The organism is Rhodococcus chondri, from assembly GCF_036327435.1.
In the GTDB taxonomy this organism is placed as follows: Bacteria; Actinomycetota; Actinomycetes; order Mycobacteriales; family Mycobacteriaceae; genus Rhodococcus; species Rhodococcus chondri.
The window spans coordinates 26,050-46,328 of record NZ_JAUZMZ010000009.1 but is presented as its reverse complement, the minus strand read 5'-3'; the positions used below and the strand labels follow the sequence as shown (position 1 = coordinate 46,328).

The 20,279-nt window shown below is 64.6% G+C and carries 19 protein-coding genes; 5 read left to right on the top strand and 14 right to left on the bottom strand.

The features are described 5' to 3' along the window. The 4 genes from Q8814_RS03195 to Q8814_RS03180 form a co-directional block, all read right to left on the bottom strand. Positions 1–1,674 carry a flavin-containing monooxygenase gene (locus tag Q8814_RS03195; protein WP_330150556.1) on the bottom strand — a complete coding sequence of 558 codons (1,674 nt, stop codon included), beginning with the start codon at positions 1,672–1,674 and terminating at the stop codon, positions 1–3. Next, on the bottom strand, positions 1,671–2,582 hold the full coding sequence (locus tag Q8814_RS03190; protein WP_330150555.1) for a VOC family protein: 912 nt from the start codon (positions 2,580–2,582) through the stop codon (positions 1,671–1,673). The genes Q8814_RS03195 and Q8814_RS03190 overlap by 4 nt, the downstream gene beginning before the upstream one ends. 30 nt (positions 2,583–2,612) lie before the next feature. After that, the gene (locus Q8814_RS03185) at positions 2,613–3,797 is read right to left on the bottom strand and encodes an acyl-CoA dehydrogenase family protein (protein WP_330150554.1); all 1,185 of its coding nucleotides are present in this window, start codon (positions 3,795–3,797) and stop codon (positions 2,613–2,615) included. An 89-nt stretch (positions 3,798–3,886) separates the two neighbouring features. Beyond that, complete coding sequence (locus tag Q8814_RS03180) at positions 3,887–5,044, bottom strand: Rieske 2Fe-2S domain-containing protein (protein ID WP_408015813.1); 1,158 nt, start codon at positions 5,042–5,044, stop codon at positions 3,887–3,889. 264 nt (positions 5,045–5,308) lie between these two features. Here Q8814_RS03180 and Q8814_RS03175 point away from each other — a divergent pair, with 264 nt between their 5' ends. Then, entirely contained in the window at positions 5,309–6,040 is a 732-nt protein-coding gene (locus Q8814_RS03175; protein WP_408015817.1) for an IclR family transcriptional regulator, read from the top strand. 114 nt (positions 6,041–6,154) lie between these two features. On the opposite strand, the gene Q8814_RS03170 is transcribed toward Q8814_RS03175, so the two are convergent. Both Q8814_RS03170 and Q8814_RS03165 read right to left on the bottom strand, forming a co-directional pair. Next, positions 6,155–6,523, bottom strand: a complete 369-nt coding sequence (locus Q8814_RS03170) for a VOC family protein (RefSeq protein WP_330150572.1) — start codon at positions 6,521–6,523, stop codon at positions 6,155–6,157. Positions 6,524–6,552: 29 nt separating this feature from the next. Continuing rightward, a complete protein-coding gene (locus tag Q8814_RS03165; protein WP_330150552.1) occupies positions 6,553–7,311 on the bottom strand; it encodes an SDR family NAD(P)-dependent oxidoreductase in 759 nt (252 codons plus the stop codon). 121 nt (positions 7,312–7,432) lie between these two features. Between Q8814_RS03165 and Q8814_RS03160 the strand changes: the two genes are divergently transcribed. The 3 genes from Q8814_RS03160 (at position 7,433) to Q8814_RS03150 (ending at position 9,644) form a co-directional block, all read left to right on the top strand. Then, positions 7,433–7,567, top strand: a complete 135-nt coding sequence (locus Q8814_RS03160; RefSeq protein ID WP_330150551.1) for a hypothetical protein — start codon at positions 7,433–7,435, stop codon at positions 7,565–7,567. Between the two features lie 62 nt (positions 7,568–7,629). Next, the gene (locus tag Q8814_RS03155) at positions 7,630–8,898 is read left to right on the top strand and encodes a CaiB/BaiF CoA transferase family protein (protein WP_330150550.1); all 1,269 of its coding nucleotides are present in this window, start codon (positions 7,630–7,632) and stop codon (positions 8,896–8,898) included. A 23-nt stretch (positions 8,899–8,921) separates the two neighbouring features. Beyond that, positions 8,922–9,644 carry a GntR family transcriptional regulator gene (locus Q8814_RS03150; protein ID WP_408015816.1) on the top strand — a complete coding sequence of 241 codons (723 nt, stop codon included), beginning with the start codon at positions 8,922–8,924 and terminating at the stop codon, positions 9,642–9,644. A gap of 42 nt (positions 9,645–9,686) precedes the next feature. Here Q8814_RS03150 and Q8814_RS03145 read toward each other — a convergent pair whose 3' ends face one another. From Q8814_RS03145 to Q8814_RS03110, 8 genes are all read right to left on the bottom strand, one after another. Beyond that, positions 9,687–10,982, bottom strand: a complete 1,296-nt coding sequence (locus Q8814_RS03145; RefSeq protein WP_330150549.1) for an NAD(P)/FAD-dependent oxidoreductase — start codon at positions 10,980–10,982, stop codon at positions 9,687–9,689. Next, on the bottom strand, positions 10,969–11,289 hold the full coding sequence (locus Q8814_RS03140; protein WP_330150548.1) for a 2Fe-2S iron-sulfur cluster-binding protein: 321 nt from the start codon (positions 11,287–11,289) through the stop codon (positions 10,969–10,971). The genes Q8814_RS03145 and Q8814_RS03140 overlap by 14 nt, the downstream gene beginning before the upstream one ends. A gap of 9 nt (positions 11,290–11,298) precedes the next feature. Next, positions 11,299–12,549, bottom strand: a complete 1,251-nt coding sequence (locus Q8814_RS03135; RefSeq protein WP_330150547.1) for a cytochrome P450 — start codon at positions 12,547–12,549, stop codon at positions 11,299–11,301. A gap of 42 nt (positions 12,550–12,591) precedes the next feature. Continuing rightward, a complete protein-coding gene (locus Q8814_RS03130; RefSeq protein WP_330150546.1) occupies positions 12,592–13,500 on the bottom strand; it encodes an SDR family NAD(P)-dependent oxidoreductase in 909 nt (302 codons plus the stop codon). A 34-nt stretch (positions 13,501–13,534) separates the two neighbouring features. Continuing rightward, positions 13,535–14,482 (bottom strand): SMP-30/gluconolactonase/LRE family protein, encoded by a 948-nt coding sequence (locus Q8814_RS03125; RefSeq protein ID WP_330150545.1) that lies wholly within the window; start codon positions 14,480–14,482, stop codon positions 13,535–13,537. Between the two features lie 196 nt (positions 14,483–14,678). Further along, positions 14,679–15,425, bottom strand: a complete 747-nt coding sequence (locus tag Q8814_RS03120) for an ABC transporter ATP-binding protein (protein ID WP_330150544.1) — start codon at positions 15,423–15,425, stop codon at positions 14,679–14,681. Beyond that, positions 15,422–18,220: a branched-chain amino acid ABC transporter permease/ATP-binding protein gene (locus tag Q8814_RS03115; RefSeq protein ID WP_330150543.1), complete on the bottom strand. Its 2,799-nt coding sequence runs from the start codon at positions 18,218–18,220 to the stop codon at positions 15,422–15,424. The genes Q8814_RS03120 and Q8814_RS03115 overlap by 4 nt, the downstream gene beginning before the upstream one ends. Before the next feature lie 32 nt (positions 18,221–18,252). Then, positions 18,253–19,500 (bottom strand): ABC transporter substrate-binding protein, encoded by a 1,248-nt coding sequence (locus Q8814_RS03110; RefSeq protein WP_330150542.1) that lies wholly within the window; start codon positions 19,498–19,500, stop codon positions 18,253–18,255. A 345-nt stretch (positions 19,501–19,845) separates the two neighbouring features. Between Q8814_RS03110 and Q8814_RS03105 the strand changes: the two genes are divergently transcribed. Further along, positions 19,846–20,238 (top strand): VOC family protein, encoded by a 393-nt coding sequence (locus Q8814_RS03105; protein WP_330150541.1) that lies wholly within the window; start codon positions 19,846–19,848, stop codon positions 20,236–20,238. The last annotated feature ends 41 nt before the right edge of the window (positions 20,239–20,279 follow it).

The window sequence follows — 20,279 nt, the reverse complement described above, 5'->3', positions numbered from 1 at the left end:
TCAGGTACCCTCCGCCCCCACTATGTCGAACCCTTTGTAGCCTGCTGCGGCGACCTCCGCACAGATGTTGCCGTAGTTCGCGAAGCCGCCGATGTACGGCATGAAGACCCGTGGTTTGCCGGGGATGTTTGCGCCCATGTACCAGGAGTTGGCGGATGGGAACAAGGTGCCCGCTGCCTTCTCGTTGCATTCGGCGACCCACTCGTCGACGGCCTGTTCGCCGGCCTCGATCGCCCGGGCGTTGTGCTCGTCGAGGTGATCGAGACAGTCGGAGATCCAGTCCACCTGCTGTTCCGCCATCAGCACCATGTTCGCCAGCACGCTCGGGCTGCCAGCACCGACCATGAAGAACATGTTGGGAAAACCGTGGGACGCCAGTCCCAGATACGTGCGTGGTCCCGCGGCCCACTCCTCGCGCAAGGTTCGACCATCGCGCCCACGGATGTCGATTCGCGACAAGGCACCGGTCATCGCGTCGAAGCCGGTGGCAAAGATGAGCATGTCGAGCGGGTAGTGACTGTCGCTGGTACGGACACCGTCTGCGGTGATCTCCGCGATCGGTGTGCTGCGGAGGTTTACCAGCGCCACGTTGTCCCGGTTGAACGCCTCGAAATAGCCGTCGTCCGTGACGATCCGTTTCGTCCCGATCGGGTGGTCGGTGGGGATCAGCTGGTCCGCGACCTCCGGGTCGTTCACCATGTCGCGGATCTTCGCCTCGACGTACTCACGTGCGCTGTCGTTCGCCTCGATGCTGACGGTCTGGTCCGGGAACGCCTTCGCGAACAGGTAGCCGCCGCGCTGCCACCATTCGTCGTACACCCTGCGTCGCTCCGCCTCGTCGACCTCCATCGCCCCCTTGGGATACGGGGTGAACGGGGTGCCGCCGCCGCTCAGTCGCGCGAGGCGGCGCCGCTCCGGGTACGAGGCCTTCACCTCGGCGATCTGCTCGTCGCTCAGCGGGCGATTCCCCGCAGGGATCGAATAGTTGGGGCTGCGCTGGAAGACGACGACCTGCTCGGCTTCCTGTGCGATCACCGGGATCGACTGGATACCCGACGATCCCGTTCCGATGACGCCGACGCGCTTGCCTGCGAAGTCGACGGGATCGTGCGGCCATTCGCCTGTGTGATACGACTCGCCGGTGAACGAATCGCGACCCGGGATGTCGGGGCGATTCGTCGCCGACAACACGCCGGTGGCCATGATGCAGAACCTGGCGGTCACCGATCGCCCGGTGTCCGTCGTGACCGTCCAGAAGCCGGAATCTTCGTCGTACACGGTGGAGTCGACGCGGGTGAGGAACTCGAAGGCGCCGCGCAGGTTGTGCCGATCGGCCACGTGCTCGAGATACGCCAGGATTTCCTCTTGGGTCGCGAACCGCTCCGACCACGTCCACTCCTGCTGAAGATCCTCGTCGAACGAGTACGAGTAGTCGATGCTCTCGACGTCACAGCGCGCACCCGGGTAGCGGTTGTGGAACCACGTACCACCCACTCCTGCCGCAGATTCGAAGCCGTGCACGCTCATTCCGCGTGCGCGAAGCTTGTACACCGCGTACAGACCGGAGATGCCGGCACCGATCACGACCGCATCGACATCGCATGTGCGCGTGTCCACGGTGTTCACATCCTTGTCGGGGCGGGTCCCCTGTCCCGAATCGGCCGGCGGGGTCATGCTGTGGCGTCCTTCATCTGCTTGGCCCACAACCATTCGTGGCCCCAGTAGCTGTCCGCGGTGATCTCTTCCGCCGTGTAGTACGTCTCGTCGACGAGCATTCCCTCGGTGCCGTATTCGATGTCCCAGCCGCCCGGGACTCCGACGTAGAACGAGACCATCTTGTCGTTGGTGTGCCGGCCCAGTGTCGAGGACACCGGAAAGTCCCGCGCCTGAACCTGGTCGAGTGCCCTGCCCACTGCGTCGAGGGAGTCGACCTCCACCATGACGTGGATCAACCCGGGATCACGATCCTCGGGGCTCGGCATGATCGCAAGGCTGTGATGACGCTGGTTGACGCCGAGGAATCGGATTCGCAAGGGATCCACATCGGGGGGCGTCGGCAGCCTGAACGCACCGCGCGGGAGAAACTCCAGTACTTCGGTGTAAAAGCGGAACGACTCGTCGAAGGCGCTGGTCGGCATGACCACATGTCCGAGTCCTTGTGCCCCGGTCACGAACTTTTGTCCGTAGCGCGTGACGACGGGGCTGTGGTCGAGTGCGGGGCCGAAGAAGAACTCGAGCGGTGTGCCGCCGGGGTCCGTCATCGTGAGTCCGCCCTCCACCCGGCGCCGCTCGCACATCTCGAACGGCATGGGTGTGTAGTCGCATCCCGCAGAATCGAGGCGATCGGCAAGTGCTCGCAACGCAGTACCGTCGCGGACCTCCCAGCCGACCGCGGTGACACGGTCGGTGTCGCCGGGCTCGACGGTGATACGAGCCAGGCGCTCGTCCATGCGGAAGTGCAGTGCGTCGTCCTCGGGCCCGGAGCCAGGGGCGAACCCGAGCACCTCGAATCCGAGCTCACGCCAGCGCGTCATGTCCGTCGCCTGGACTCGAACGTATCCGAGGCTCTTGATCTCAGTCACAGTGTTCCTTTCGAAGCAGGCGGAGAAGCGTCAGATCATCACGTGCAGAGGACCGTTCGGGACATCTACCCCGAGTGATGCCATGGCGGATGCGTGATACGGCGTGCTGCTCACGTGGATGGCGTGGTGCAGGCCGGCGTGTGCGTCGCGCCAGAACCGCTGCAGCGGGTTGTCGACGCGGAGTGCATTGCCGCCGGATCGGTCGAAGATGTCGTCCGCGGCGCGGACAGCCCGCCATGCGGAGCGCACCTGATTGCGTCGTGATGTGGCGCGGGTTTCGAAGTCGACCTCCTTGCCTGCGTCGACGAGGTCCCAGATGCGGTCGAGGTTGGCGAGCAACTGCTGGCGGGCCGCATCGATTTCCGATGCCGCTTCACCGAGTGCGTGCAGCACATACGGGTCGTCCTTGATGGCGGTACCTGTGGCCCCGACCCTGCTGCGCTGGTACTCGATGCCTGCGGCGAGCACACCTTCGCAGATACCGATGGTCGCGGAGGTGATGCCGAGCGGAAACATCGTCGACCACGGCATCCGGTACAGGGTCTCCGTGACGCCGTACTCTTTCGCCGCGGTGCCGTCGATTACATCCTGGCCTTTCATCACCCGGTAGTCCGGGATGAAGGCATCCTTGACGACGATGTCCTTGCTCCCCGTACCACGCAGGCCGACGACGTCCCACGAGTCCTCGATGATCTCGTAGTCGGCACGCGGGAGGATCACATGGAGCCCGACGGGCGGCATGAGCGGCCTGCCGTCCTCGTCACCGACCATCGCTCCGAGGAAGATCCAGTCGCAGTGATCGGTTCCGGACGAGAACTGCCACCTTCCCGACATCCGGTATCCGCCGTCGACGGGAACGGCGATGCCGCCCGGCATGTACGGCGATGCCTGCCACGTGTCGGTGTCCGAGCCCAGCACTTCGTCCTGCACCTTGGGGTCCGCGAACGCCAGCTGCCACGGATGTACGCCGACGATTCCGCCGACCCATCCCGCGGATCCGTAGATGCTTGCGGTCTTCATGACGGTTTCGGCGAACTCGCGGGGGTGCGCCTCGTAGCCGTCGTACTTCTTACGCTGCAGCAATCGGATGATGCCGGTATTGCGGAGGTTCTTGGCCATGTCGTCGGTCAGTCGGCCGAGCGAGTCGGATTCCTCGGATCCCGCTCGGAGGTCGTCGGCGATCGCAACAATTCTGTCGAGCACTTCGTAACTCATGGAATTCTCCTGTGAAAGGTCGGATGGGGATCGCGCCGCGCGTCGGGTCGCGGTCCGTATTGCTGGGCGGAAGACGCGTGAGCCCCTGGTCAGTGCTGCGCGAAGGCGCTGCGTCCGGCAGCGAGGTTGTCGTCCACTTCCGCCTGCCAGCTCTTCAGCGCCCGCTCGGTGTCGAGCTCGTACTCGAACCGGTTGACCATCTCCGGCCGGATGTCTTCGACGTCCACGTAGAACTGCTCGTACCAGCGACGAAGCTGATACACGGGGCCGTCTTCTTCGCAGAGCAGCGGGTTGTCGATCCGTGACTTGTTCTTCCAGATCTCCACGTCCTGTTCGAACCCGATCGCGACGCCGTCGGCGACCGCCCGAGCAATCTGGTCGGCCTGCTCTCCGGGGACTCCCTCCGGCTTCTCCACGATTACGCCGTACTGGAGCCGGAACGACGTCGGCGTGATCGGGTAGTGGCAGTTGATCAGGTAGACGTTCGGCGCAGCATCGGGATCGCTGCCGCCGATCCACAGCTTGTCGATCATGTATGACGGACCGTAATACGATGCATCCGATTGGCTTTCCGCGCTGTAGTTCGTGGATGTACTCACGCCGACAGCGTCAGCGCGAGGAAGCGACCTCATCACTTGTGTCGCCGTGTGCCCCTCGAAGACGTTACGGAAGTAGGTCGGCATTCCGTAGTGCACGTAGAAGAAGTGCGCCATGTCGACGACGTTGTCCACGATCTCGCGACAATTCGATCCGGTGACCTCGATCGAGTTCCATACCCAGTCGGTCCAGCCGGGGTCGCCGTAGGTGGGGATCTCGGGAATCGCGAGTTCCGCGGGCGGCTTGCCACCCTGAGGGTCGTGCCAGACGAAGAGCTGGCCGTTCACTTCCGCCACCGTCCACGCCCGCGTCCTGGCAATCGGCGGCACCCGGCGTGCGTAGGGAATCGAGGCGCATTTTCCGTCACCTCGCCATCGCCAGTCATGGAACGGACAAGCTATGGCGTTTCCCTTGACTGTTCCCTGCGCCAGATTTCCGCCCATGTGCCGGCAGTATGCGTCGAGAACGTTGAGTCGCCCGTCTTCCCCTGCGAACACGACCAGGGCGGTCCCGAATGCATCGACCTGGTGCGGCTTTCCGTCGGCGAAGTCGCGTATCAGTCCGAGGCAGTGCCACCCGCGGGCGTAGCGTTCCGGCGGTGTGCCGGTGTCGATGACGCGAACCTGATCCTCGGTGTCGGTAGAACTCACGATGCCTCCTGATCGACTGATCGCGACACTCACCCGCCGCGTGATGGTCAGCTTGGCAAGCCGAAAAGGTCCTGTGACGTCGGTCTCCCGCACAACGGGAGGCCAGTTTCGACGAGCGCCCTGCCGGCTGGCACGGTCGTCACACGATTGATGCGCTACACGCACCACAGGTACCGTGAGGCATGTCACACCCGCCGCGGGTGTCAGGAGGATGAGTTGAGTACATCACGCACTGATGGGCTGCCGGTTTCCGTCGTGGACCGGATGTCGCTGGTTCTGGAGGCCTTGAGCACAGGTCCGATGACCCTGGCCAAGGTCACGGCGCGCACAGGGCTTCCAAGGTCGTCGGCGCACCGTCTGCTCGAGCAGCTCTCCAATGCCGGGTGGCTCGCCCGGTCGCCCGAACAGACCTACGAGCTGGGGTTGAAGGCATACGAAATGGGGCAGGCCGCACTCAACCAGAATCGGCTCCTACACCAGGCGCGCCCCGTGATGCAGGGATTCGCCCAGCGGATCGGGTACACCATCCAACTCGGGGTCGTCGACCGCGACGACACCGTCTATCTCGCCAAGGTGAACGGCCGCGCATCGGGTTCGACACCGACTGCCGTCGGCCAACGAGTACCCGCCCACCTGACGGCGGTCGGCAAGGTCATCATGGCCTATGCGGCACCCGCACAGCCCCCGTCACTACGCGACGCCGCCGGCGCACCCGAAGACCCGGCCGTCGCCCGTTCCGGGGCTGTCAGATTCGACAAGGAGATGGCACAGATTCGCGACCACGGCGCTGCCTTCGACCGCGGTGAAGCGTTCCCCGGCATTGCCTGCGTCGGGGTCTCGATCGGTCCTCCCGACCACATGTACGGCAACCTGGCAGGGCTCTCGGTCTGCGCGCCGATCGGTGCGTTGGACCTCCAGAAGATGGTTGCTCCACTGCGCGTGGTCGCCGGCGAGATCTGGCAGCGGTGTGTGGCGACGGACCTCGCGCGCCACTGACCGAGTTATCAGCGTCGGTCCTTCCGCTGACAACGGCGGTGGTGGTGGGCCTGCCCACCACCACCGCCGTTGCGGTACCTCGAGTCGGAGCCTTCGGGTCGGTTACCCTTCATGTCAGTTGCGCTGCACGAATTCCACCAGGTAGCCATCAGGGTCGCGTACAGTCCCGATCGTCATGTCATAGCCATCGAGCGTCGTCACCGGGGTCACCTCCACGCCTCCGTGCGCGCATGCCCTGGCCATCTGCTCGCGGATGTCGGTGGTGTTGACGACGACCTTGACGAGCATGTTGCCGTGGTCGGGCACGGCGTCTGCGCCGCCGTCCGTCGGCACTACGAGTTCGAGTCCGGCAGCACCGGCCCGGACGATCACTGCCCGAAACGTGGAGGTCGTGAGGTCCTTATCGTGCACGAATCCGCAACCCCGAACGTAGAATTCGACCGCGCGATCGAGGTCGGTCACGCGCAACGCGCTGAGCGACATCCTGGTCTGCGGATGCGAGCCTGGTGCCGTCATCGCGTCTGGGACCCGCCGTTGAAGTCCATCGTCTGTCCTGTGACACCGCCGGCCTCGTTCGACGCCAGGTAGGCGCAGAACGCGCCGACCTCGAGCGGGTCGCCCAGGCGGCCGATCGGGATGGTCTGCAGAATCTGCTCGATCATCTCGGGGCTCATCTTGTCCTCGAGGTTCTTCTGGTGACCGAGCGCCACGATGTTCGCGGTGACGCCGTACTGGCCGGTTTCGGCTGCCAGGTGACGGATGAAGCCCTCGATGCCGCTCTTGCCCGTTGCGTACATCGTCTGGTTGATGTTCTGGCCTGTTCGGGCGGAGCCCGACGAAATCTGGACGACTCGCCCCCAGCCCGCCTCGCACATCCCGTCGAGGGCGACCTTGATGCAGTTCATCGCACCGAAGATGTTGAGGTCGATGGGGGCCCGCCACTCCTCGGGAGAAAGTTCCCGGAACGGTTTGATGACACGGCCTTCCGCCACCCCGGCATTGTTGACCACGATGTCGACGTGCCCGCCGAGTTCCTTTTCCGCGGCCCGCACGTGTTCGAGTGTGGAGTCGAAGTCGGTGACATCGAAGGCCGAGGCCACGGCCACGTTCCCTTCCTCGACGATCGCGGCCGCGACCTTTTCGGCACGTTCTGCGAACAGGTCGTTGACGATCACCGCCGCCCCCTGCCGCGCAAGAACTTTCGCGATTCCTTCACCGACACTCTGGCCGCCTCCGCTGACAAGTGCGATATGTCCCGTCAAGCTGAACACAGGTGCTCCTTCCCGCCGGCAGTACGGCGACTTCTGGTGTAGGCCAGTGCACAGCAACCGACCGAATTTTGTCAATCAATATTGGATCCAAAATAGTCTCCACCTCTGCTAACGTCGCCGCATGGCTTCGACTTCTCCCGACGCCGCGAGCGAAAGCGCCACGTCGCTGTGGAGCTGGCGCGACCGCCACGGCTCGGAACAGTTCCGGGCAGAAGACCTCGCCGGTCTGATCCTCGATGAGAGTGCCGACGTCTAGGACGTGATCGTGGGAGGACGGACCCCGCACCGCAATACACCGACCACGAACGGGAGCCCGGCATGAACGTATCCACTTCAACAGGCGACACGACGTACACGATCGACGGTCGTGCCGCGTGGCGCGCGGCCGAGCAGAACACCGGAACCGGCGCGCTCGCAGGACTGCGAGTGCTCGACCTCAGCAGGGTACTGGCGGGGCCGTACACCGCTCAGACTCTTGCCGACCACGGCGCCGAGGTGATCAAGGTCGAAGCGCCCTCGGGCGACGAAACGCGTGGTTGGGGTCCTCCCTTCGATGAGGACGGCGAGAGCAGCGCGTACTACGCGGGTCTCAACCACAGCAAGGACAACATCTGCCTGGACCTCCGGACCGATACCGGACGAGAGGTACTTGCACATCTGCTGCGCGGCGCCGACGTCGTGATCGAGAACTTCAAGGCAGGCACGATGGCCCGCTGGGGATTCGACTACGAAACCGTGCTCGCCGAGGAGAATCCCCGGCTGGTGTACTGCCGGGTCACCGGGTTCGGCGTCGACGGACCGATGGGCGGTCTACCGGGGTACGATGCAGTGCTGCAGTCCTTCGGTGGATTGATGAGCGTGAACGGCTATCCGGACGGCAACCCGCTGCGCGTCGGAGTGCCGATCGTCGATATCGTCGCATCACACATGGCGGTCAGCGGCATCCTGCTCGCGCTGAGGGAACGCGACGGCAGCGGACGCGGGCAACTCGTCGACATCACGCTCCTCGACTCGGTGATCTCGCTCCTGCATCCGCACGCTTCCAACTGGGTCTCCAGCGGCAAGGTGCCACAGCGTACCGGCGACTATCACCCGAGCGTCGTGCCCTATCAGGTCTTCGCTGCTCGCGACGGTGACTTCTTCGTCAGCGCGGCCAACGACCGGCAGTTCCGCTTGCTGGTCACCGCCCTTGGCGTGCCGGAACTCGCCGACGATCCGCGGTTCGTCACCAACGGTGCGCGCTCGCAGAACCGGGACGAACTCTCCGGCCTGCTCGGCGGACATATCGCTGCACGAAACTGCGACGACCTCTCCGCCGAACTCGACCGGGCCGGGGTCGCCGCCAGCCCGGTCAACACGGTCGACCAGGCGCTCACCGCTCCCCAGACCGTTCACCGCGGACTCTTCCTGGACACCGTCGACTATCGTGGCCTGGGTGTGCCGATCAAGCTCGGCCGGACTGCGACGCGTACACCTCGCAGGGCTGTGTCGCTCGGAGCCGATACCGGAGCGGTGCTCGGCGCGATGGGCTACAGCGAGGAGGACATCGTCGTTCTGAAGACCGGTGGTGCGCTCGGCAACGCATGACCGATCGTCGCCACGAGCGGTCGATGCGAAGCGGCAGAGAAGGGACGAAGGTGAACCGACGGGCTACACCGGCAGACCGGCAGCGCGACTCGTCCGTCCGCGACGCCGATTGGGTGGGCACGGAGATCGAGCGAATGATCGTCACCGGTGATCTGCTTCCCGGCCAACCGGTCCGGCAGGAATTGATGGCCGAACGGCTCGGTGTCAGTCGTCTCCCGATCCGGGAGGCGCTGAGCCGGCTGGCCTCACAGGGACTTGTCGAACACCGTCGGAACGTCGGATACGCGATCGTCAGACTCGAGCAGTCGGAGTTCGACCAGATCTATCTGATGCGGAACGTCCTCGAACGCGAGGTCCTCGCTTCCCTGCCCGCATTCGACGACGACGCTCTCACCGAGATCCGCGCGCTGGGCGACCGTGTTTCCGACGCGGCGGAACGCGCCGACCTTCTGGAGATGCGTCTGGCGAACCAAGAGTTCCATTTCGCCATGTTCGACCGTTCGCCCCTGGGTCTGGTGGTGACGGAGATCCGTCGTCTGTGGCGGCTGGCCATGCCCTACCACGCCGCGTACCTCTTCGATGCCGAGGTGCGACGACGGGTCGTGGCCGAACACGAGGCCATGATCGACGCGCTTGCCCACCACGACAACGAGCGTCTGGTCACGCTGATGGACGAGCATCGACGCGGTGGCGAGGCAGGCGCGAACATGCTCCTGCGCAATACGAACAGCACCGAGGCGCCATGAGCCGGCACAGCACCGTCGGTGCTGTGCCGGCTCATCGAGTTCTCACGCGGAACGGACCGCGGACAACAGCTTCTTCAGCGGAACCGACGTGTCCGCCAGCATTTCTCGCGACGGCCGGAAGCCCCGCGCTAGCGCGGATCGTAACGCGACGAAGTCGGCCGGTGCATTGACACATTCGGCGGCGACGAGTACATCGTCCTCGAAGTAGAGGGCGACGCTACGCGACGGCTTGCTCGGATCCGTCCGAACCACCGTGTCGGTGTGCGTCTTCACCAATCCGACGATCTGCAACTTCCATGGGCCCTGGTCCGACCAGAACCACGGACAGGGCCGATCGGGCACCACGCTGCCGAGCAGGGTGGCCGCTGCGATGTTGGCCTGTTCGGTTGCGTTGTCGACGGATTCGAGGCGAACCCGACCGCCGCCGCGGGATTCCTGCACGGTGCAGTCCCCGATGGCAAGAATTCGACCATCTGAGGTCACACAATGTTCGTCGACGACGACACCGCGTTCGCACTCGAGACCGAGTTGCTCGGCGAGTTCCGTCCGGGGCTCCGCACCGACACCTACGATCACTGACGCTGCGGGGATCTGGCGACCGTCGGCGAGTCGGACCGCGCGGATCCGGTCGCCGTCGACGACGAACTCCGTGGGCGTCGCCCCGAGAAGTACATCGACACCCATCTCATGGTGCGCCGCGAGCAGGAACTCGGCGGTTCCCGGCCCGACGGAACGGCCCATCAGCTGCGGGCCCGCCTCCACCACCGTGACGTCCGTGCCCAGACCTCGGAGAGTGGCGGCCACCTCGAGCCCGATGAAGCCACCGCCGATCACCACCACCGGTCCGGCCCCGACACGCTCCGCCATGCGCTGGGCATGGTCGAGTTCGCGCAGCACCAGAACGTCGCGATGGCCGGAACCGGGGATGTCCAAACGACGTGCGCGTGCACCGGTGGCAAGCACCAGACGATCGAAAGCCCTTGTGCTGTGTTCTCCGTCGGAGTCACACACGTGTACGACGACACCTCCGCTCTCGCGGTCGATGTGGTGGACCGCCGTACCGCGGAGCAGTTCGATACCGTTCCCCACGTAGTGGTCCGCGGCGCGCAATACCAGCGAGTCCGGCACCGCAGCGCCTTTCAGCCACGCTTTCGACAACGGCGGACGCTGGTACGGCAGGTGCGGCTCGTCGGTGATCAGTGTCAGCGCACCGGTGTAGCCACCGAGCCTGAGCCTATCTGCCAGATGCACCGCCGCGTGTGAGGCACCGACGACCGCCACACTGCGTGGTGGACCTCCACTGCCCGATACAGGTTCGGCGAACTCACGTCTGTTCATCGGGGACCGTCACGTGAAGGTCGATGCCCTCGCAGAGAATCAGCTGGCACGACAGCCGCGACGAATCCTCTCGATCACTGGCCGTGCAGTCCAGCATGTCGTCCTCGTCCTCCGACGGAGGATCGAAATGCTCCTGATCGTCGTCGGCGAGGTAGACGTGGCATGTCGCACACGACAGCGAGCCACCGCACTGACCAACGATTCCTGCGACACCGTTGCGGACGGCCGTCGACATGACGGAGTCTCCGGCCGTACCGTCGATCATCCGTTCTGTCCCGTCGGGCTGCGAATAGAAGACCTTGGGCATGTCGATTCCCTACCAGGTGACGGGAAGATCGACGATGGGAAGGGTGAGGTTGTCGTTGTCCACGACGACCTCGCCGGCCAGTGTGAGGCCTGGAAGTCGCTTGAACAACTCGGTGATCGCGACCTGCATCTCCATCCGCGCGAGCGGGGCACCGAGGCAGTGATGCAAGCCGTAGCTCAGAGTCAGCTGCGGATTGTTCTTCCGGCGCACGTCGAACTTGCCTGCGTCCTCGAGCGCGATGCCGTCGTGGTTGACTGCGGCTGGGTCCACCAGCACAGCCTCACCCTCGGCGATGATCTGACCATCGATCTCCACGTCCGCTGTGGCCACGAACGGAACCAGACCACCACCACCCGCGACGGTGTCGTAGATGGCCATGCGACCGTTTCGGAGGATCTCCTCGACGGCGGTGGGCGCCACCGTGTCGACGTCCTCGAGCAGGACCTCCAACTGGTCGGGGTGACGCAGCAGCGACAGCACACCTGAACAGATGAAGTTCGCAGTGTTGTCGAAGCCCGCGACGATCAGGATCATCGCGATAGGCAGGATCTCACCGTCGGTGAGAGAATCGTCCTTGTCCGGTGCGTTGGCGAGATCGCTGAGAAGGTCCTCGCGGGGATTCTTGCGACGGTCCTCGATGAGCGCGGTCAGATACATGAAGAGCTCGGTCATATTCTGTACGACCTCGTCCTCGGGCATGTTCGCCACCGCGAGCGTGGCCGCACTCCACTTCTGGAACTTCGGCCGATCCTCCGGGGGAACACCGAGCAGGTTCGACAGCATCTGGATCGGCAACGCTACGGCGTAGTCGCTCACGAGGTTCGCTGACGCACCCTTCGTGATCATCGCGTCGATCAGCTGGTTGGCGAACTCCACAGCCGATTCCCGCATGGCACGCACACGCTTCGGGGAAATCGACTTCTGCACGAGCTTGCGGAGCTTGGTGTGGTGCGGCGGATCCTCGAACTGGATCGTCGACTTCAGGAAGTCCGGGAACTCCACGAAGTAGGGCACGGCTCGCTCTCCGGTACGGAAGGGCCCCCGGACGAATCGGGGATCGCTGAGCATTTCTCGCGCCGCGGCATTGCGGTGGATGACCCAGACATCGCCGCCGATCGGCATCGTCATCTTGGTCATCGGACGATCGGCCGCGATCGCGATATACCGCTGGGCGGCCTCGTTCGACGGGACGGCGGCGAAGGGATATGCAGTGTCGACCATCTGATCGGCGGTATTCGTGGATGTTTCCGTTGAGCTCACTGTAATTCTCCTGGGGCTGAACCGGTGTCGTCAGGATGCTGCTCAGGACGAGGCGGGAACCTCGGCCGGTGCGACGACCTGCGGCATGGCATCGGGGCTGATCGCCATGATCTCGTCGAAGCGTTCGGCGACGGTGTCGACCGTCAGAGACGGATCATGGATGCCGACCGTATTGACGAGTGCAAGCCGGTTGACGATTCCACCGGCCACGTTGAAGACCTCACCGGTCACTGTGCAGTCCGGGTGGACGAGGTAGGCAGCAACCGGTGCGACGTGCTCCGGGCGCAGCTGGATACGCATGTACTCCATAACCTCCGGGGAAAGACTGTCGGCAGAGGCTTCGGCCATACGGGTCCCCGCGCCGGGGGCGATGGCATTGACCATCACACCCGCGGCCAGACCCTCGACAGCGAGGTTGCGGGTCAGACCGAACAACGCACCCTTCGATCCCCCGTAGTGGGACATGTCCGGATTACCCAGCATCGCTTGCGAAATGGTGTTCACCACACGGCCGGCCGGCGACTTCAGCAAATGCGGCCACGCCGCGCGGCACACTCGCAGCGCACCGAAGTAGTGGACGTCGAGGTGCCGCTGATACTCCTCGTAGGGAACCTCGTCGAACCGTGCGGTGCGGACGATGCCGGCATTGTTGATCACCGCATCCAACTGTCCGAACTCCGAGAGTGCTGCGTCGACCAGTGCGTTGGCACCGTCTTCGGTGGCGACGTCGGCCGAGCACGCAACAGCGCGCCCACCGGCCGCGGTGATCGCCTCGACGACCTCGCCGGCGGGGTCGTCACCTTCGGTTCCGGAACCGTCGACGGTGGCGCCGAGATCGCCGACGACCACGGCGGCGCCGAGGGCGGCCAGCAGTTCGGCGTGAGCGCGGCCGATGCCGCGGCCCGCCCCGGTGATCACGACCACGCGATCGCTGAAATCCAGTGTTGTCATGAGATGTCCTCGAATGTGGAGTGGATGATGCGTGTCAGGGACGGGTGTCGCCGCCGCGTGTGGAGACATCGGCAACCCAGATGGTGCCCTGTGCTTCTCGGGCGGATTTTTCGAAGTCGAAGACCTCGACGCCGACCGTCATGTAGAGCGTCGAGCGATCGGGACCGCCGAGCAAGCATGCCGACGCGACGCCGTTCTCCAACGGCAGCGGAATCGCATCCGTCATGCCCTCCTCCGTGAACCGGGCCACGTAGCCGCTTCCGGGCATCGCCGCCCACACGCCGCCGCTCTCGTCGAGGCCGATGCCATCGGGCATGAAGGGGCAGGTAGCGAACGGGCGAGGGTTGGAGAGCGACCCGTCGGCGGCGCGGTCGATGACCGTGATCTTCTGCGCCATCACCTCAGCGGTGAAGACCTTCGTCCCGTCTGCGCTGATCGCGATGCCGTTGGCGCACAGCAACGGACCCACCTCGTCCGCCGTGGAGGCTGTGCCGTCGGGTTCGACAACGATGATCGGAGACGGCACCGGATCCTGGCCTGCGAAGAGGTCGAACCCGAGCTGAGTGACGTAGGCGCGTCCGTCCGCATCGACGACCATGTCGTTGATCGCAGCCTGCGCGAACTCGGAGACATCCACGAGAACTTCGAGATCATCCGGGCCGTTTCCCCCGTGCACGAGGACGAGCTTTTCGTGCATGGACGTGACGATGAGTCGCCCGTCCGGAAGCCATCCGAATCCGCCGAGCGTGATCGGCACGTCCGTTCCGGCGCGGCGTCCCGACGCGTCGACTACGACTGTCGCGTTCCCGTCCGCGTCCAAGGTCCGCAGCGTCGCGGTGTACATGTCGGTGAACCAGAACGTGTCGTTGTGCCAGCGTGGGCACTCGGGCCATGAGAAACCACTCGAGATCTTGCGGGGTTCGATGACGTGCGCGCCCGCTTCGGCGACGGCGGCAGCAGTGTCGGCAACTACGTTGGTCATGTCGAACCTTCCAGTGAGGGAGACCGGGCGCTGATGTCCACGGTGTGGTGTGCGGCGTGACGACGGCCGAAGGCCGTGAGCTATGTCACAACAACTGTCATGAGGGACCATATGTTTCGAAAAATGCCGTGGGAGGAGGCCTCCCGCTGAGCGGCCAGCTTCCTGCTCCGCGGCTTCGGACATGTAGACGCGCTGACTACAGCACTCCTCCGATCCCGGTGCGGGCCATGGTCGTGTCCCCGAGATAGGCCCGTTCGATCAAGCCGGGGTCTCGTCCGAGGGAGTCGGCCGAGTCCGCCAGCACCACCGAACCGTGCACCAGCACGGCGGCACGGTCGGCGACTTCGAGGGCGAGGCGAACGTGCTGCTCGACGAGAACGACAGACATCTCCCGTTCCTCGACCAACCGACGCAGCACCGACAGGATCTCGTCGACGATCACCGGAGCGAGTCCCATGCTCAATTCGTCGATCAGCAGTACCTTCGGTCGTTGCAGAAGTGCCCGCCCGATGGCGAGCATCTGCTGTTCACCGCCCGAAAGTCGGCCCGCGGCGACACGGAGTCGTTTCTCCAACGCCGGGAAGTATTCGAGCACCTCGCCGACAGCATCGGATCGGCGACGCCGCTCATGTACTGCGAGACGGAGATTGTCGACCGTGCTCAGTTCCCGGAAGAGTGCACGGTCGTCCGGGACGAGCACCATGCCGGACCGCACGGCGTCACGCGGACGACCCGCGGCGACTGCCGCCCCGTCCACGATCACCTCGCCACCGAACCGGGGCAACAGACCCGCGAGGGACAGCAACAGTGTCGTCTTTCCCGCTCCGTTGGGCCCCAGCAGGCAGGTGATCGTTCCTTTTTCTACGTCCAGGTCCACGCCTCGGACGCACGGCCGCTGAGGGAAGTAACCCGTCGAAAGGTTCCGAATCGTCAGTCCGTTCACGAGAGCGCCTCCTGTGCATCATGGGTGGGTGCGGCCGCGAGTTCGGGAATCGCGTCGTGCCCGGGATCCATCTGATCGACCGGGAGTCCCAGATAGGCACTGATCACGCGCTCGTCGGCCCGCACCTCCTCGGGGGTGCCACATGCCACCACTCGTCCGAGATCCAGAACGACGACACGATCGCAGATCGTGAGGACCAGTTCCATGTCGTGATCGACGAGAAGAATCGACGTACCCGCCTCGCGTGCGGCGCGGAGGCGATCGCCGAGCCAGCGGCTCTCCGAGCTGTCGAGGCCCGCCGCCGGCTCGTCGAGCAGGGCCACCTTCGGGGACGAGACCAGCACGCGGGCGACCGACACCAGTTGACGCCTGCCCTGCGAGAGGGTCGACACTTCGGCATCCGCGACATCGCCGAGCCCCACGGTGTCGAGCACCAGGCGCACCCGTTCCGCGACCGCGGTTGCGGAGGACTCCTCGCCTCGCGCTGCACCCACGGTCACGTTCTCGACGACCGACAGGTCGTCGTACAGCTCGACGTCCTGGAAACTGCGGCCGAGCCCGCTCCGGCTGAGTCGGTACGGTCGTAGGTTGCTGACGTCCACCCCGTCCAGGATGACGGCCCCGGTTGCCGGCGCGAAACCGGTGATCGCGTCGATGACGGTGGTCTTTCCTGCGCCGTTCGGTCCGATGAGTCCGACGATCTCCCCGGCCCGAACATCGAAAGTGACGTCCGACGCTGCTTCTACTGCACCATATTTCACGCTGAGTCCCTGCACGGACAGGAGTGGATCGCCCACCGCGGTCGACGGCGAGTGCGCGACCACCGGTTCGGTCACCCGGATATTCGGTGTTGTGCCCACCGGTGACTTTCGCGCCGACGGCCACGGGATCCGGGGCAGCTTCCCCGCAATTCCGTCCGGGTTGACCATGATTGTGACGATCAGCAGGATTCCGCTGATCACCGCGTAGTAGTCACCGATGTGCAGGAAGCGGTCGACGAACAGGAACAACAGGCCGCCCGGCGCGATGATCCCGGCCACGATGGCGCCCGTGACGGAGGTGATACCGGCGATGTACATGATCGCGAACAGGGTGATTCCCAGGAACACGGTGAACGGTTCGGGCGTCGCCAGCGTCTGCTGGTATGCCATGAGGGATCCGGCAAGTCCGGCGAGGAAGGCGCCGATGGCAAATGCCGTCAGCTTGGTACGAGGGACATTGATTCCCGATGCAGCAGCAGACCGCTCGTTCGCTCGAACCGCGAGCATGTCGGTTCCCAGACGACTGCGCCGCAACCCTGCCACACCGAGAGCTACCGCAACGAGCACCGTCAGACACATCAGAGCGAAGGCGAGACGCGGATAACCCTCCCCCGCGCCGATTCCGAGGTCGATTCCGAATACTCGCGGTGTGTCCACCGGGGAACCTGCAACACCACCGTTGAGTTGCGGATTCCGGAACCAGAAGGCTTCCAGGAACACCGCCAGCGCGAGTGTGACCACGGTGAGGGGCAGTCCTCGCACCCGGAGGGCCGGTAGGCCGATCACGATTCCGATCACCATCGCGAACAGTGCACCGATGAGCGGCGCGAACGGGAACGGAATACCGAGATGCGTGTTGAGCACGCTGACCGAGTAGGCACCCACTCCAGCGAGCGTGAGCTGTGCCAACGACACCTGCCCGGTGTATCCGGTGACCACCACTTGTGACAGCGCGATTACCGCAAAGATGATGCTGGTGATGATCGCGGCGCGGTAACTGCCGCCGGTGACCATCAGTGCGACGACGGCGACCGCGACAGCCAAGAGCGCAGGGGCGGCGATCCGCTCGGGACGCGGAGCGTGGCCGAGTCGTTGCCGAACGATGCTGCCACGGTCGGGTAGCGGCCGTCCCTTGAAGACGAGGAACACGAGGATCAGCAGCAGCGGGATCGCCTCGGCCACGCCTGCGCGCGGGAACCAGTCGAAGATTGCCTGCAGGTTCGTGGTCTCGGCCTGCAACGCACCGATCGCGATGCCTGCGACCACGGTCAGCCAGATCGAACGGAAGTTCCCGACGAGAGTCGCAGCGAGTGCGGGAACGATGAACATGGAATACGCAACAGGATTCAGAGCCACGATCGGCGCAATGAGAATGCCGCCGAGGCCGGCCACCACCGACGACAGCGCCCAATTGCTGAACGCGATCCGGTCCGGTGACAGCCCCGTCAGATAAGCACCCTTCTCCGACTCGGCCGCAGCCTCCGTCGCGGTCCCGAAGCGAGTGAACCGGAACACCAGCGCTGCCACCAGAGCGACCGCGACGACGGCGGCAGCCAACCAGATCCGGTCGGTCGGCGCCTGCATGGAACCGATGGCGATGCTGTCGAGGGCGAAGATCGGTTCCACCGCGACGATCTCGGTTCCGACGCGCAATGCGATCAACGCCTGTAGCACGATCATCAGACCGATGGAGGCCACGGCCTTGGCGATCACCGGCGCGTGACGAAGCGGCCGGAAGATCAGGGCATAGAAGAGGATGCCGAGCAGCGCCGCAATCACGAGCGACGCGGCCATGGCCGGGGCAACCCCGAGCGGTCCACCGAGATCGACCGTTCGGGGGAGCCCCGGTATCGGGACCATCAGCTCACCCGTACGCAACAACGCGTAGGTGTAGGCGGTGTAGAGGGCCACGGCGCCGGTGGCGAAGTTGACGACGCCGGAACTCTTGAACGTCATCACGAGCGCGAGCCCGATGGCCGCGTACACGGCTCCGTTGCCGAGGCCCAGCACGAGATACGCAAGATGGTCGGTCATATTGCTTCCTTGTGAGATTCTGGCCGGGGCCGTCAGCCCGTGACCGTGAGGTTCTCGGGGATGCCCTGATCGTTGATCTCACCGATCAGCATCTGTGAGGAGCAGATCGACGGCATCATCGGGAGTGCAGTTCCGTTGCAGGTGAAGGTGATTCCACCACCTGCGGGCATCTCCACATTCTGGGCTGTCCGCAGGGCCTCACGGATGGACGTGGCGTCCACGTCGCCGGTGATGCTGTCCGTTGCACCGGCCAGCGCCATCACCGTCTGATAGCCGGTCGAGCCGTAACCGGTCGGCGACAGGTCGGGGGCGTACTCCGCCAGAATCGAGCGGAACAACACGGTGTCGGGTCGGTCGGACAACGCGTCGGTCGCGGTGATACCGATATTGCCCTGAACATTGTCGATCCCGATCGCCTTGACGACGTTCTCGTCCAGGCAGGTCGGGATCAACACCTTCGTCACTGTCGGTGCGGTCGTCTGGACCGCCTTCAGTACCGAGGTGCAGGTGGCGGCATCACCGATGAAGCTGACTCCGTCGGGGTTGCTCGCCAGCCCCGACGTGACGACCGGGGTGGGGTCCGGAATTCCCAGAGCGACCGGAACCACCTCGAGTTGAACCCCGAAGCCCTCGAAGATCGGTTTGCCCATCTGGTCGATCATCGCTGCGATCCCGCCGCCGTTGCTGGCGAACATCGTGAACTTGGACATGCCCTCCTGCTGCGCAGCCGTGGCGGCTGCGGTCAGTGTTCCCGGCAGACCCGCAGACAGCGATGCGACGTCGGGTGAGGTCAGTTCGATCGGCGCTACACCGTTGAGCGTGACGTACGGGATACCTGCACCGATGACAATCGGAACGATCGCGGGTCCCATGGACGTTCCGGGCGACAGCACGGCTGCAACGTTCTGTTCGACGAACTGGTTCGCGCAGGCCGTCGCCGACGTCGGTTCTTCCTGTTGCTTGCAGACCACAAGATCGACGGGCCGTCCTGCAAGCCCGCCACCGTTGTTGTTCAGGTATGCGACTGCAGCTTCGGCTCCCTCGCGCATCTCCGGCAGCGATACCGCCGATCCTCCCTCCGTCGAGACGAAGCCGATCTTCACCGGATCTCCGCCGGCCGGATCGCTCGGCAACGCAGACGTAGAGGCAGCCGCCCCCGCCGCAGGCGCGTCGTCCGATTCTTCGGCGGCGCAGGCTGTGGCGCCGAGCATTCCAGCGAGCAGTAGTGCGCTCACTCCGGCGATTGTTCGAAACTGCCGATTTCTACCGCTCGAATTCATGATGTCGACTCCTTCACACGATGGCGATGCCCAAGCAGGTGAGACCTCGAGCACTATTTGTCGCTTCAGTGATGTACATCACGTGCGACATGGCGCTGAATTATGAGGACACGAGAACGTCCAGCGGGCGGGGGTCTCCCGTTGAGCGGGATGGCCGACGAAGGTCCCGCGGCCAGGAAAATCTCGACGAGTCCGACAACAGCTGTTCCGAAACAGCATGGGACACAGTCGTGAATGGCCGCTCAGTGGACTATCTCGTTGCGGCCGCGTGCGACCTCCGGCCCAATGGGATGGTTGTATCCACCGCTTCGGGCGACACGTTTGCCCTTACCCTCGAGGACGCTCATGAGCAGCGACACACGTTTCGCATTCACCAAGATCTTCGTCGATGACATCGAAAAACAGGCCGCGTTCTACCGCGCGGCCTTCGAGATGACGGAGAAGAACCGTCTCACTGTGGGCACGGGTCGCGACGCCGTCCAGGAGATCATCCTCACCAGCGGGCGCGGTGACGATTCGTCCCTGATCGTGTGGCGCTATATCGAGCGGCCCACTCCCCCGCCCGGCGAAGCCGTGCTCGGGTTCAACGTGCCCGACGTCGCCGCCACCGTGCGCGCCGTCGAGGAGGCGGGAGGAACCGTCGACACACCGATCGAGCAGATGCCGGACATCGGTTTCGCAGTGGCATTCGTGAAGGATCCGGAAGGGCACCTGATCGAGATCGCCCAGAATCTGTAGATCCGAAAGGTGTTGCACATGCAGACGTTATAGGGACGACC